Here is an 11,968-nt window from a genome sequence, read left to right as displayed (position 1 = left end):
ATCTGCCAAATTTGCTTGTATTTACATCGCGCAGCTTTGCGACACATAGCGATACGCAGGCGCTACAGTGCGCAATCCGCCTGCAACATGGTGTCGAGAGAATAAGCTTTCTTTATTCTCCAGGCGCCACAATGAAAATCACCGTCATCATTTCGGCGCACCGCAAGGGCCGCGAGCTCGAATGCGTGCTGACCGGCTACGCCATGCAGACCCGCAAGCCCGATCAGATCATCGTTGCGCAGGACGGGCGCGATCCCGCGATCGGCGCCGCGCTGGAGGCGGTGCGGCGGCGCGGCTGGAGCATCCCGCTGCTATACCAGAACCAGGAGCAGCGCGGCTTCGGCAAATACCGCGCGCTCAACCGCGCCGTGCTGGCGGCCAGCGGCGACCTGCTGTTGTTCACCGACGGCGACTGCATTCCACGCGACGACTACGTGGCCAACTATGTGCGGCTGATGCGGCGGGGGATTTTTCTGTCGGGCGGCAGCCATGTCAGCATCCCCGAGGCGTATCACCTGCGGCACGATTTGCTGGAGGCGGTGCGCGATCAGAGTTTGTTCGACTATGGCTACCTGAGTGCGATCCCGGGCTTTTGCAAGAGCGCCAACCGGCTCACGCGCAAGCGCTGGCTGGCGCGCGCGCTGGACGTGCTCACGCAGCGCAACGCCTTCAGCGGCTCCAACAGCTGCGCGTGGCGCGACGATGTGCTGGCGGTGGGCGGCTTCGATGAGCAGATGGCTTACGGTGGCGGGGATCTGAATATGGGGCTGCGGCTGAACCACATCGGCGTGCGCGGCGTGCGGGCGCGGCATACGTTGGTCAGCCTGCACCTGGACCACGGCCGCAGCTACTACTGCGCCGACAAGGAGCGCGCCAACCACGACTGGAACCGCCAGGTGCGCCACGGCCGCCTGGTGCTGCCGCGCGAGTCGCGGATTTGCGACGAGACGGTTTTCAACCTGGCGGCGCGGGCCTAGGCGCGGCGCCGGCAAAGAACATGTCGTTGGCGCGCTTTACCAGTTGCCGGATTTCTTGCGGCGACAGCGGCGGCGGATCGCGCTGGTACAGGCGCACGTCCACTTCAGCCGTCAGCAGCGCCAGGAACTGCTGCGCAGTGACCTTGGGATCGGCCTGGCGGATCTCGCCGCGCTCCATGGCGCCCGACAGCAGCGCCGCCAGCGTCTCCACCGAAGTGCTCGGACCCGCATCGTAAAACAGCTGGCCGACATCGGAGCGGCCCGACTCGGCCACCACCATGCGATAGACCGCCAGCGCGCTCTTGTCGTTGGCCAGCACGCCCAGCATCCGCACGCCAAAATGCTCCAGCGCCGACTCCAGCCCGGCGCGGTCCGTCGGCGCGGTCGATAAATCCCGTGTCGCATCGGCCAGATGGCCGGTGGCGCAGGACTGCACCACCGCGCTGAACAGCGCCTCCTTGGACGGGAAGTAGCCGTACAGCGTGACTTTCGATCCCCCCCAGCGCTTCGCCACCTCACTCATGGACGCGCCCTCATAGCCGGTTTCCTGAAACAGCGCATCGGCTGCTTCGACGATGGCCTGGCGGCGCGCCTCGGTACGTACCTTCATTGCTACTCCATATCTGAACCCTGCCGTACATTTTATGCGCAAACTCGCTTGACAGTGGTGGTTAATCAATCAATACTGTACTGGTGTGTTCAGTTATGGAATTCTCCAGCGCGTGTTTCTTCCCCTCACAAATAAGGCCATGCCATGTACTCCTCACTCAAATTGCAGTTCCCCATCCTGCTAGCCCTATGCGGCGCGATCGCCGGTTGTGCCAGCACCCAGCCGGTCGCCTATGGCGGCCTGGCGTCGGCGGCCCAGCTGCGGCCGAATGCCGATGACAAGTCCGGGCGCGTTCCCTACAGCTATTCGACCACGGTCACGCTGCGCGACTATTCAAGCATCATCATCGATCCGGTGCTGGTCTATCGCGGCCAGGACAGCCAGTTCGAGGAGGTGAGCGATGAGCAGAAGGATATGCTGGCCGCCTACATGCAGGACGAGTTCGAGTCCAGGCTGCGCCACCGCCTGCGGATCAGCCGGGACGCTGGCTGGAAAACGCTGCGCCTGAAGCTGACACTGACCGGCGCCAAGTCGAGCACGCGCTTCCTCAGCACGGTGACGCGCTTCGACCTGGTGGGCGGCCCGTACAACATCGTGCAGAGCATACGCGGCAAGGAGGGCACGTTCACCGGATCGGTAAGCTATGCGGTGGAACTGTACGACGCCAACACCAACCTGCTGGTGAGCGCTTATGTCGCCAAGCAGTATCCAAGCCCGATGAATATCTCGGCCAGCCTGGGGCCGATGGACGCGTCTAAAGCCGGCATAGAGAAAGGCGCGGACGAGTTGCTGGCCGCGTTCAATTGAAACCTCTATACTGGCCGTTTGAAAAACCGAGGACATCCGATGCCCATTTCCCTACCAATCCGCCTCATCGCCGCCGCCGGCGCACTGGGCCTGGCCGTGCAGGCTAATGCCGACAGTTTCGTCTCGTCGGCGTCGAGCGCCGGTTCCGCATCCAGCGGCAGCATTTCCGATTCGCTGAACGGTTCGAGCAACAGCTCGCACGGCGACAAGCGCAAGGTCGCCGACGGCGAGTACCGCATCATCCAGATCGCCGCCACGCCGGATCGCAGCGACCGCACCCGCATCACCATGCAGGCCAACGATCCGCAGCAGCGTATCGTGCTCGATCTGCCGCAGATCACCTTCGACAAGCAGCAGCTCGTCGTCGGCGATGCGATGTATGCGCAGAACCGCGCCTACGGCATTGAGTTCGGCCGCAGCGACAAGCATCAGCCGTTCTATCTGGTGCTGGCCGACGAGTGGTACGGCGAGCTGGCGTCGCGCCCAGTCAGCCTTTGACGCCACACCGCGCGCTGGCGCTGGCCGCGCTGACCTGCGCGGCGCTGGCCTCTTCGGGGGCGGCGCTGGCGGGCAGCGTGGCTGGTTCCTCCGGCGCCTCGCGCTTCTGCGACCGCGGCCAGCCGCTGACCGCCGCCGAACAGGATCGTCTGCTGCGCTTCGCCGCCGTGCTGCGCGAGGAGCTGGCCGATGTCGACGACGGCGTGGCGCTGGTCAGCCGCTCGGGCCTGGACTTGTCGCGCTTCGATATCCGCTATTCGCATGCGGCGCTGGCCTGGCGTTCGGAGGCCGGGGCATGGTCCGCGCGCCAGCTGTACTATGCCTGCGATGAAAGCCGGCCCCGCATCTTCGACCAGGGCCTGGCCGGTTTCGCGCTCGGCACCGACGATCCGGCTTTGGGGTATGTCTCGGTGGTGCGCTTGCCGGCGGAGGCGATCGCCGCGCTGCGTCCTGCGCTGCTCGACGGGCCGCGCGTGCAGCATCTGCTGGCATCCCAATACAGCGCCAGCGCTTACGCGTTCAGCGTGCGCTACCAGAATTGCAACCAGTGGGTGATGGAGATGCTGGCCGCCGGCTGGGGCGATCTGCCCGACGGCGACGATCTGCGCGCCCGCGCCCAGGCCTGGCTGCGCGACGCACACTACACGCCGCAACCGGTGCATGTAGGCTCGCGCTGGCTGATGCTGGCCTCGCACTTTGTACCGCTGCTGCATCTGGACGACCATCCTGACGAGGACCGTTCGGCCATGCAGCTGCGTATCAGTCTTCCGTCAACGGTGGAGGCGTTTGTGCACCAGCGCTATCCGGCCAGTACACGCGTGGAGATGTGCCACGACGATGAGCGTATCGTCATCCATCGCGGCTGGACGCCCATCGCCGCTGGCTGCAAGCCGGGCGAGGGCGACCGTGTGGTGTCGCTGCGCGATTAAGCGATTTCGGTGATCAGGTTCTCGCGCGAGCGGCGCACCTTCTTCAGGTTGACCAGCCAGTCGCCTTCAGGCTGGCGATAGCCGATCGGCAGTATCACCACGCTGCGCAGATTGCGCTCTTTCAGCGACAGGATTTCGTCGACGGCGGCCGGGTCGAAGCCTTCCATCGGCGTGGCGTCGACGCCCTCGAAGGCTGCGGCCACCATCGCCACGCCCAGCGCGATATAGGCCTGGCGTGCGGCGGAGTCGAAGTTGGCCTTTTCGCCGCGCGCGGCCACGATGCCCAGCAGCTGCTTGCGATAGGCTTCCCAGCCTTCGTTGATGAAGCCGCGCTGTTCGTTGGTCAGGTCGAACATCATGTTGACGCGCGCTTCGGTGATGTTGTCCCACGCTGCGAACACCAGCAGGTGCGAGCTTTCCGTGATCTGCGCCTGGTTCCAGCCGACGGCCTGGATCTTGGCGCGCAGCTCGGGATTGTTGACGACGAAGACTTCGAACGGTTGCAGGCCGCTGGAGGTCGGCGCCAGGCGGATCGCTTCGAGGATGTGTTCCAGTTTGGCGTCGTCCACCTTCTTGGCGGCGTCGAATTTCTTGGTGGCGTAGCGCCAGTTGAGTTTGTCAATTACTTCGGTCATGGGTGAGCTCCAGTGAGAAATCGTTATGCGCCCCCGGTCAGCAAGCGCCAGGGTACCGCTCTATAATAAGTTTCAAGTCAACTTGAGAGTCAAGGCAGAAAATGAAAATAGGTGAACTCGCCCGGAAATCGGGGTTGACCCCATCGGCAATACGGTTTTATGAGGAGCAGGGCCTGCTGGCGCCGATTTCGCGCACGGCTGCTGGTTATCGCGAGTACTCCAACTATGCGATGGAGCGGCTGCATGTGATCCAGGTGTCGAAACGGCTGGGATTTTCGCTCGATGTCATCAAGGGCATGTTTGGCGAAAATGGCCAGTGCCTGAAAACGGAGATATTGGAGCGTACCGAAACCCGTCTGCGTGAAGTCGAAGAGCAGCAGGAGGCGCTGGCGCGCCAGCACCGTGAGTTGCTGGCGCTGAGCGCGATACTGCGCGACGAGAATGTCAGCCGGCCGTTTTGCGCAGACCTTGCGGTGAACTGAGCGCCATCGCCAGCGCGTCGTCGAGCCGGTCGTTCCCCCAGAACATGGCGTCGCCGACCAGGAAGGTGGGCGCGCCGAAGATGCGATGGGCCTTGGCTTGCTCGGTGCGTGCGCGCAGTCTGGCCTTGTTGTCGTCCGCTAGTGCGGCGCGCAGGATGGCTTCCGCATCCTGGCCCAGCGCGGACAAGATCTCCGACATGCATTGTTCGTTGCTGATGTCGCGGTCGTCGGCGAAGTTGGCCAGCATGGTGCGTTCGCAGAAGTCCAGCATCCACGGCTGTTCTTCGCACAGGATGCCGATGCGCGCGGCCAGCAGCGAGTTGCGCGGGAAGGTGGACGGCTGCCGCCACGGCAGGCCGTACTTGGCGCACTGGCGCGGCATGTCCTGCCACACGTAGGCGCCTTTGTCCTTCTGCAGCACGAACGGCGAGTTGTTCCAGCCGGCGTCCTTGAAGATGGGGCCGAGCAGGAAGGGGCGCCACACAACGTCCGTTTGTCCCAGCTGGCGCAGGCGCATCACGCTCAGATAGCTGTAGTTGCTGGCGAAGTCGAACCAGAATTCCAATTTCATTTTCATCTCCCCTTGTAAATCAACAGGCAGCGGATTTCGATGCTTTCCCTCGGCGGTGCGTCGGCCGGTGCGTCGGGATGTTCAAAGGCGGCGTGCGGCGTGTAGCGGGCCACCGGTCCCGGCGCGGAATCGAACTGCTTGAACACCAGTACCTCATCGCGCGTCATCGCCGGGAAGTATGACCATGCATGCTCGCTATTGTGCACTGCCTGGTAGATTTCGCCGTTCCGCTCCGGGTAAAAAATATCGCTGGCCACCAGATCGGCGGGCGTGGCGCTGCGGGCGTCGCACACGGCCAGCGGCGCGTCGAGCACCGGGTGGCGGATCGAGCGCCACAGGTTGATGATGCTGTAGCGTTGTACGTATTCGGTGTCGCCGCGAAGTTCCAGCTCCAGCCGCCGTCGTGCCGATGCGGGCGTGAAGTCGCAGTGCACGCGACCTGCTGCGCCGGGGCGCTGGCCTTCGATGCGGCCGAAGGCTTGCGGTGTTCCTGGTATGCGCTTGCGCAGCAGGTGGTCGAACACGAAGGCTTCGCTGGCGCCGGTCAGCGCCAGGGCCAGTTCTGCCACTTGGGGGTAGTAGCGGCGGATGACTTCTTCCTTGTCGCTGAAGTCGCGCACGGTGCTGGGAGCGTGGCGCAGCAGATAGCCTTCGCGGTCCAGCGACAGGGCCGTGTCGGCGCGGGCGTCGCGTATCGTCACTGGCACGCGATGGTAGCTGGCGTTCTCCCAAGGCTGGTCGTCGGGCGGCGGGTACATATAGGTGTGGGGCCGCTCCTGCGTCGGGCGCAGATACTCCAGTGCGGCGGTGGTGTTGTGTGTCATCGCATCCTCCCTGAAAGCTCCATTGAACCCGATCGCCATGGCGCGTTCAAACGATATCTCCGGCGGTTTCACATTCCCAATCCGCATGCGTGATACATTGACGCCATGGCTAATCGACTTCTGGATCTTCCTCCGCTGGACTTGCTGCGCAGCCTGGTCGCAGTCGGCAGGCGCATGAGTATCACGCTCGCCGCGCAGGACATGTGCGTGACGCAATCGGCCCTCAGCCGCCAGGTGCAGGCGCTGGAGGCGGCGCTCGGCTATCGCGTGCTGGTGCGCGGGCACCGCTCCATCGAGTTCACACCGGAAGGGCGGCGGCTGTTCCGCCATGCCGATGCGATGCTGGAGCAGCTCGGCGAAGTGGTCGCCAGTCTGCGGCCAGAGCGCGGCCATGCGCGTCAGGCGGTAACGATCAGCGCCAGTATCGGCGTGACGGCCTTGTGGATTCTGCCGCGCCTGAACGCCTTCCTGCAGGCTGCACCAAAGATCGATGTGCGCGTGGCGGCCAGCAACCGCTTCGTCGATCTGGAGCGCGAGCAGGTGGATCTGTCGCTGCGCTACTGCCGCCCGCAGGATGCGCCCGAAGGTGCGCTGCGCTTGTTCGGCGAGGCGCTGGTGCCGGTGGCCCATCCTTCATTGGCGGTGGATGCGATAGAAGATCCGGCGCAGCGCAAGCATCAGGTGCTGCTGGAGTTCGACGACGTGTCGCGCCCGTGGCTGCAATGGCCGGCGTGGTTGCGCAGCGCTGGTGCCGGGCGCGCAAAGCCGAAGGGCGTGCTGAGTTTTAATCAATACGATCAGGTGGTACAGGCGGCGCTGGCGGGGCAGGGCGTGGCGTTGGGCCGGCTGGAACTGGTGCGGCCCTTGCTGGAGCAGGGCCGGCTGGCGCTGGCCAGCGCGCTGCCGGCGACGGCCAGCGACTATGCGTACTGGCTGCTCACCTGCGAAGCGCTTAGCGCCGATGCGGCCGTCGTTCGCGATTGGATATGTGAAGAAGCGGCGCACAGCGGCGGTGCGCCGGATGCCCGCCGTGCCACGCGGCGCAAGGCGCGCGCGGCGGCGGGCTAAGGATCAGGCGAAGCTCTGGCCTTCGAGCGGGAAGCCCTTGATGAATTCCGCAGCCGGCAGGCGCTTGCCGCCCGGCTTTTGCAGTTCCGTCAAACGCAGCGAACCGCTGCCGCAGGCGACCACGATGCCATGCTGCGCATCGGCCGCCAGTACACGGCCTGCCGGTCCCTTGCTGTCGGCTTCCAGCACTTCGGCGCCCCACAGTTTGACGTTGACGCCGTTGACCGCCGCATGCGCGCCGGGGAAGGGATTGAAGGCGCGGATCTTGCGGCCGATCTCCACCGCCGATTGCGTGAAGTCCAGCGCCGCTTCCTCCTTGCTGATCTTGGCGGCGTAGTTGACGCCCGCTTCCGGCTGCACCACGGCTTCCAGCTGGCCGTGCTGCATCTTGCGCAGCGCTTCGACGATCATCTTGCCGCCCAGCGCGGCCAGCTTGTCGTGCACGATGCCGGTGGTATCCTGCTCGCCGATGGCGATGCGTTCGATCAGCAGCATCGGGCCGGTGTCCAGGCCTTCTTCCATCTCCATGATAGTGATGCCGGTCTCAGTATCGCCGGCCTCGATGGCGCGATGAATCGGCGCGGCGCCGCGCCAGCGCGGCAGCAGCGAACCGTGGATGTTCAGGCAGGGCTTGATGTCCAGCGTGGCGCGCGGCAGGATCAGGCCATAGGCCGCCACCACCATCACGTCATATGGCGTGGACAGCAAACGCGCATGCGCTTCCTTCGCCTGCTCGGCGCGCACCGGGTCTTTGCTGTCGGTGCGCAGCGACAGCGGCTGCAGCACCTCTATGCCCTGCGCCAGCGCGTACTGCTTGACGGCCGACGGTTGCAGATGCATGCCGCGTCCGGCCGGACGGTCCGGCTGGGTCAGCACCAGCGGAATCTCAAAGCCCGCCTCGTGCAAGGCTTGCAGCGCCACTGCGGCAAATTCCGGCGTGCCGGCGAAGATCACTTTCATGCGGGTTCCCTGTGCGGCTTAGAAGCGGCGGCCGGCGGCGCGCAGCTGGGCTTCACGGGCCATGCCGCGTTCTTCCTTGACCAGTTTGGCCTTGATGCGGTTGCGCTTCAGCGGCGACAGGTATTCGACGAAGACCTTGCCCAGCAGGTGATCCATTTCGTGCTGGATGCAGACTGCCAGCAGGCCGTCGGCTTCCACTTCGAAAGGCTGGCCCTTGACGTCCAGTGCGCGCACCTTGATCTGCGCGTGGCGTTCGACGCCGTCGTAGATGCCAGGCACCGACAGGCAGCCTTCATCGTAGACCTGCTTCTCTTCGCTGGCCCAGATGATTTCCGGATTGATGTAGGCGACCAGCGCGTCCTTGGTTTCGGAGATGTCGATCACGACCAGCTGCTCGTGCACGTCGACCTGCGACGCGGCCAGGCCGATGCCCGGCGCGTCGTACATGGTCTCGGCCATGTCGGCAACCAGCTTTTCCAGCTTGGCGTCGAAGACGGTGACTGGCGTGGCGACTTTGTGCAGACGCGGATCGGGGTAACGCAAAATATTTAAGATGGCCATATGCTGTAACTGTGTTGATAACTAAGTGAATGCCTTGATAACGCGGCCGCGCAGACTACGCCGCCGCCGTCATTTTCCCGATCAAAAATGCAACAACCGCGCGGGCTTCCGTTGCGCGGTTTCGCTTGCTAGTTCAGGGTTTTATGGGCAGAATTTGATTCAATTTAGCAAGCCTTTTCCATTGATAGGGCGCCTCTTGCTATGGTGTGCCTGCGCAATTTACGGCGCAATTACTGGATCTACTAATGAAAAATTTTAGCACAGTCGGCACCCGCTTAGTATTGGCGGCTCTTTTTTCGGGCTGGACGGCGGCCTCCGCGGCTCCGCTGAAATGTGAATTCCGTGCCGATGCGCCCGACCAGCATCTGGTGGTCAAGGGCGATACGCTGTGGGATATCTCCGGTAAATTCCTTGAGCGCCCGTGGTGCTGGCCCACCGTCTGGGGCATGAACCGCGAGGAAATCGCCAATCCACACTGGATTTATCCGGGCCAGATCATCTGGTTCGACCGCGCCGCAGGCCGTCTGCGCCTGGGCAACAAGATCGAGGCCAGCGGCGAAGGCAGCGCCGGCAACCTGCGCCTGAAGCCGCAGCTGCGCACCGAAGGCCTGGGCAAGGACGCCGTGATGTCGATCCCGGCCGGCGTGATTGAACCCTTTCTGACCCAGCCGCTGATTATCGAAAACGATGAGCTGGCCGGCGCCCCGCGCGTGGTGGCCACGCAGGATGGCCATGTGTTCCTCGGCAAGGACGACAAGGCCTATGTGCGCGGCGACCTCAAGGGAGGCAGCTCGTTCCAGGTGTTCCGTCCCGGCAGCCCGCTGAAAGATCCCGTCACCAAGGCCGTCATCGGCTTCGAGGCGTTTTATCTGGGTACGCTGAAATTGCAGGCCGAGGCTCAGCCCGGCAGCGGCAGCGATGTCCACACCTTCGTGGTGGCCAGCGCCAAGGAAGAGATGGGCAAGGGCGATCAGCTGCGCGCGATACCGCCGATGCCGATGCAGAACTATGTGCCGCATCCGCCCGAGCAGAAGGTGGGCGCGCGGGTGGTGGCGATTTACGGCGGCGTCACGCACGCCGGGCAGAACCAGGTTGTCAGCATTAATCGCGGAAAGCTTGATGGACTCGACATCGGCTCCGTGCTCCAGTTGTACCATGCGGGGAAGACTGTCAGCGACGGCACGGCGGCGAAGAGCTGGCTGGGCATGCGCGAACAGCAGGTCAAGCTGCCGGACGAGGAAGTGGGCAGCTTGTTTATCTTCCGCGTGTTTAAGCATATTTCCTACGGCTTGATCATGCAGGTGTCGGCGCCGGTGGAAGTGGGCGACGTCGCCAAGTCGCCGGAGTGACCCGCGCCGTGCAAGCCACGGATACCCCCAACGTTCCATTCCAGCCAGTCAGCGCCGCCGCGCTGGCCGGCTGGCTGCGCTTGCAGATGACCGACGGCGTCGGCCTGATGACGGCGCACCGGTTGTTGCAGCGTTTAGGCACGCCCGAGGCGGTGTTCGACGCCGACCGCGCGGCGCTGCTGCGCGAGGTCAAGCCCGGCCAGGCCGATGCTCTGTTGCAGCCGCCGCCGGATGCGCTGGCGGCCCTGGTCGACGCCACGCTGGCCTGGCAGCAGCAGCCTGGCAATTTCCTGCTGAGCTACGACGATCCCGGCTATCCCGAAGCGCTGCGCAATATCGCCGCCGCGCCCTTGCTGCTCTACCTCAAGGGCAGGACCGAGCTGCTGGAGCGGTCGTCGCTGGCCGTGGTGGGCTCGCGCAACGCCAGCGCGCAAGGCATGCTGAACGCCGACCGCATGGCGCAGGCGCTGTCGGAGGCGGGGCTGACCATCGTGTCCGGCCTGGCGCTGGGCATCGACGCGGCGGCGCACGCGGGCGGCTTGAACGGGCCGGGCAGCACCATCGCCGTCATCGGCACCGGGCCGGACCGGATCTACCCGGCCCGCAACAAGCTGCTGGCCAGGCGCATCGCCGAGGAAGGCTGCATCGTCAGCGAGTATGCGCTGGGGACGCCGCCGCTGCGCGACAACTTCCCGTGCCGCAATCGCGTCATCAGCGGCCTGGCGCGCGGCGTGCTGGTGGTGGAGGCGGCCGCCAAGTCAGGCTCGCTGATCACGGCGCGGCTGGCGGCGGCGCAGGGCAGGGAGTTGTACGCGGTGCCCGGCTCCATCCACGCCACGCTGGCCAAGGGCTGCCACACGCTGATCCGCGAAGGCGCCAAGCTGGTGGAAACCGCCGCCGACATCCTGACCGACCTGCAACTGTTGTCGCCCGACGCACCCGGCGGCCGGCCGTCGCCGGACGACAGCTTTGTCGACCGCGTGCTGGAGGCGCTGGGCGAGGATCCGGCCGGGGCCGACCTGCTGGCGTTGCGGCTGCAGCAGTCCGCAGCCGACCTGCAAGGCCAGCTGCTGGCGCTGGAACTGGCCGGCCTGGTCGAGCGTTTGCCTGGTGGCATGTTCCAGCGTTTGCGGGCCTGATCGGTATGAAATTGCCTGAAAAACAGGCGATCTGTGCGGCACTTGTGCCCGATCTGTTTTAACTGATAGAGTAGAGCCATGTTCGACATCCTTGTTTACCTCTACGAGACTTACTACCGTCCCGATGCCTGCCCTGAACCGGCGGCCTTGGCCAAGAAACTGTCGGCCGTCGGTTTTGACGATGTCGAGATTTCCGAAGCCCTGGTGTGGTTGACCGACCTGACCGCCATGGCCGGGGTGGAACATACGCTGACCGCGTCCTCGACCGGCACGCGTTTCTACGTCGAAGAAGAGCAGGACGTGCTGGGGCCGGGCGCGATCGGTTTCATCCAGTTCCTGGAGTCGGCCAAGGTGCTGTCGCCGTTGCAGCGCGAAATCGTCATCGAGCGCGCGCTGGCGCTGGAAGAAGCGCCGGTATCGCTGGGCAAGCTCAAGGTCATCGTCCTGATGTTGCTCTGGAGCCAAGGCAAGGAGCCGGACGCGCTGATGTTCGACGACCTGTTCGGCTCGGACGAAGACCAGGCGCCACGCCTGCTGCACTAATATATACACGCCGCA

At 64.5% G+C, this 11,968-nt stretch carries 15 protein-coding genes; 9 read left to right on the top strand and 6 right to left on the bottom strand.

The window, feature by feature from the left end; all coding sequences use genetic code 11:
• Positions 1-131 precede the first annotated feature (131 nt).
• Positions 132-977, top strand: coding sequence for a glycosyltransferase (locus GEV02_RS23530; RefSeq protein ID WP_152840402.1), 846 nt, complete (start codon positions 132-134; stop codon positions 975-977).
• Here the strand turns inward: GEV02_RS23530 and GEV02_RS23525 are convergent.
• On the bottom strand, positions 955-1,587 hold the full coding sequence (locus GEV02_RS23525; RefSeq protein WP_152840401.1) for a TetR/AcrR family transcriptional regulator: 633 nt from the start codon (positions 1,585-1,587) through the stop codon (positions 955-957). The two genes, GEV02_RS23530 and GEV02_RS23525, sit on opposite strands and share 23 nt — an antisense overlap.
• Before the next feature lie 144 nt (positions 1,588-1,731).
• Here GEV02_RS23525 and GEV02_RS23520 point away from each other — a divergent pair, with 144 nt between their 5' ends.
• The 3 genes from GEV02_RS23520 to GEV02_RS23510 are packed head-to-tail and all read left to right on the top strand — an operon-like array spanning position 1,732 to position 3,821.
• Positions 1,732-2,394, top strand: coding sequence for a DUF3313 domain-containing protein (locus tag GEV02_RS23520; protein WP_152840400.1), 663 nt, complete (start codon positions 1,732-1,734; stop codon positions 2,392-2,394).
• Between the two features lie 39 nt (positions 2,395-2,433).
• Complete coding sequence (locus tag GEV02_RS23515) at positions 2,434-2,892, top strand: hypothetical protein (protein WP_152840399.1); 459 nt, start codon at positions 2,434-2,436, stop codon at positions 2,890-2,892.
• Positions 2,889-3,821: a DUF2145 domain-containing protein gene (locus tag GEV02_RS23510; RefSeq protein WP_152840398.1), complete on the top strand. Its 933-nt coding sequence runs from the start codon at positions 2,889-2,891 to the stop codon at positions 3,819-3,821. Before GEV02_RS23515 ends, GEV02_RS23510 begins: the two co-directional genes overlap by 4 nt.
• On the opposite strand, the gene GEV02_RS23505 is transcribed toward GEV02_RS23510, so the two are convergent.
• Entirely contained in the window at positions 3,818-4,456 is a 639-nt protein-coding gene (locus tag GEV02_RS23505; RefSeq protein ID WP_152840397.1) for an NAD(P)H-dependent oxidoreductase, read from the bottom strand. The two genes, GEV02_RS23510 and GEV02_RS23505, sit on opposite strands and share 4 nt — an antisense overlap.
• Positions 4,457-4,557: 101 nt before the next feature.
• Between GEV02_RS23505 and GEV02_RS23500 the strand changes: the two genes are divergently transcribed.
• Positions 4,558-4,938, top strand: a complete 381-nt coding sequence (locus GEV02_RS23500) for a MerR family transcriptional regulator (protein ID WP_152840396.1) — start codon at positions 4,558-4,560, stop codon at positions 4,936-4,938.
• Here GEV02_RS23500 and GEV02_RS23495 read toward each other — a convergent pair.
• Both GEV02_RS23495 and GEV02_RS23490 read right to left on the bottom strand, forming a co-directional pair.
• Complete coding sequence (locus GEV02_RS23495; protein ID WP_152840395.1) at positions 4,901-5,509, bottom strand: 2-hydroxychromene-2-carboxylate isomerase; 609 nt, start codon at positions 5,507-5,509, stop codon at positions 4,901-4,903. The genes GEV02_RS23500 and GEV02_RS23495 overlap by 38 nt on opposite strands.
• A gap of 2 nt (positions 5,510-5,511) precedes the next feature.
• On the bottom strand, positions 5,512-6,333 hold the full coding sequence (locus GEV02_RS23490; protein ID WP_152840394.1) for a CmcJ/NvfI family oxidoreductase: 822 nt from the start codon (positions 6,331-6,333) through the stop codon (positions 5,512-5,514).
• A gap of 105 nt (positions 6,334-6,438) precedes the next feature.
• On the opposite strand from GEV02_RS23490, the gene GEV02_RS23485 reads away from it, so the two are divergent.
• On the top strand, positions 6,439-7,401 hold the full coding sequence (locus tag GEV02_RS23485; RefSeq protein WP_152840393.1) for a LysR substrate-binding domain-containing protein: 963 nt from the start codon (positions 6,439-6,441) through the stop codon (positions 7,399-7,401).
• A gap of 3 nt (positions 7,402-7,404) precedes the next feature.
• On the opposite strand, the gene fmt is transcribed toward GEV02_RS23485, so the two are convergent.
• Positions 7,405-8,361, bottom strand: coding sequence for a methionyl-tRNA formyltransferase (fmt, locus tag GEV02_RS23480; protein ID WP_152840392.1), 957 nt, complete (start codon positions 8,359-8,361; stop codon positions 7,405-7,407).
• A gap of 18 nt (positions 8,362-8,379) precedes the next feature.
• Positions 8,380-8,922, bottom strand: a complete 543-nt coding sequence (gene def / locus GEV02_RS23475) for a peptide deformylase (RefSeq protein WP_008445085.1) — start codon at positions 8,920-8,922, stop codon at positions 8,380-8,382.
• Between the two features lie 245 nt (positions 8,923-9,167).
• Here def and GEV02_RS23470 point away from each other — a divergent pair, with 245 nt between their 5' ends.
• From GEV02_RS23470 to GEV02_RS23460, 3 genes are all read left to right on the top strand, one after another.
• On the top strand, positions 9,168-10,271 hold the full coding sequence (locus tag GEV02_RS23470) for a LysM peptidoglycan-binding domain-containing protein (RefSeq protein WP_152840391.1): 1,104 nt from the start codon (positions 9,168-9,170) through the stop codon (positions 10,269-10,271).
• Positions 10,268-11,410, top strand: coding sequence for a DNA-processing protein DprA (dprA, locus tag GEV02_RS23465; protein ID WP_328595899.1), 1,143 nt, complete (start codon positions 10,268-10,270; stop codon positions 11,408-11,410). The genes GEV02_RS23470 and dprA overlap by 4 nt, the downstream gene beginning before the upstream one ends.
• Before the next feature lie 78 nt (positions 11,411-11,488).
• Positions 11,489-11,953 (top strand): DUF494 family protein, encoded by a 465-nt coding sequence (locus tag GEV02_RS23460; protein ID WP_008445092.1) that lies wholly within the window; start codon positions 11,489-11,491, stop codon positions 11,951-11,953.
• The last annotated feature ends 15 nt before the right edge of the window (positions 11,954-11,968 follow it).

It is taken from the genome of Rugamonas aquatica (assembly GCF_009380215.1).
In the GTDB taxonomy this organism is placed as follows: domain Bacteria; phylum Pseudomonadota; class Gammaproteobacteria; order Burkholderiales; family Burkholderiaceae_D; genus Rugamonas; species Rugamonas aquatica_B.
The sequence above is the reverse complement of the archived record's forward strand: the minus strand, read 5'-3'. Positions and strand labels throughout refer to the sequence as shown.

Bases quoted from the DNA above. Each gene is read 5' to 3' on its own strand.
- GEV02_RS23530 (WP_152840402.1), top strand. From the start codon at position 132: ATGAAAATCACCGTCATCATTTCGGCGCACCGCAAGGGCCGCGAGCTC.
- GEV02_RS23525 (WP_152840401.1), bottom strand. From the start codon at position 1,587: ATGAAGGTACGTACCGAGGCGCGCCGCCAGGCCATCGTCGAAGCAGCC.
- GEV02_RS23520 (WP_152840400.1), top strand. From the start codon at position 1,732: ATGTACTCCTCACTCAAATTGCAGTTCCCCATCCTGCTAGCCCTATGC.
- GEV02_RS23515 (WP_152840399.1), top strand. From the start codon at position 2,434: ATGCCCATTTCCCTACCAATCCGCCTCATCGCCGCCGCCGGCGCACTG.
- GEV02_RS23505 (WP_152840397.1), bottom strand. From the start codon at position 4,456: ATGACCGAAGTAATTGACAAACTCAACTGGCGCTACGCCACCAAGAAA.
- GEV02_RS23500 (WP_152840396.1), top strand. From the start codon at position 4,558: ATGAAAATAGGTGAACTCGCCCGGAAATCGGGGTTGACCCCATCGGCA.
- GEV02_RS23495 (WP_152840395.1), bottom strand. From the start codon at position 5,509: ATGAAATTGGAATTCTGGTTCGACTTCGCCAGCAACTACAGCTATCTG.
- GEV02_RS23490 (WP_152840394.1), bottom strand. From the start codon at position 6,333: ATGACACACAACACCACCGCCGCACTGGAGTATCTGCGCCCGACGCAG.
- GEV02_RS23485 (WP_152840393.1), top strand. From the start codon at position 6,439: ATGGCTAATCGACTTCTGGATCTTCCTCCGCTGGACTTGCTGCGCAGC.
- fmt (WP_152840392.1), bottom strand. From the start codon at position 8,361: ATGAAAGTGATCTTCGCCGGCACGCCGGAATTTGCCGCAGTGGCGCTG.
- def (WP_008445085.1), bottom strand. From the start codon at position 8,922: ATGGCCATCTTAAATATTTTGCGTTACCCCGATCCGCGTCTGCACAAA.
- GEV02_RS23470 (WP_152840391.1), top strand. From the start codon at position 9,168: ATGAAAAATTTTAGCACAGTCGGCACCCGCTTAGTATTGGCGGCTCTT.
- GEV02_RS23460 (WP_008445092.1), top strand. From the start codon at position 11,489: ATGTTCGACATCCTTGTTTACCTCTACGAGACTTACTACCGTCCCGAT.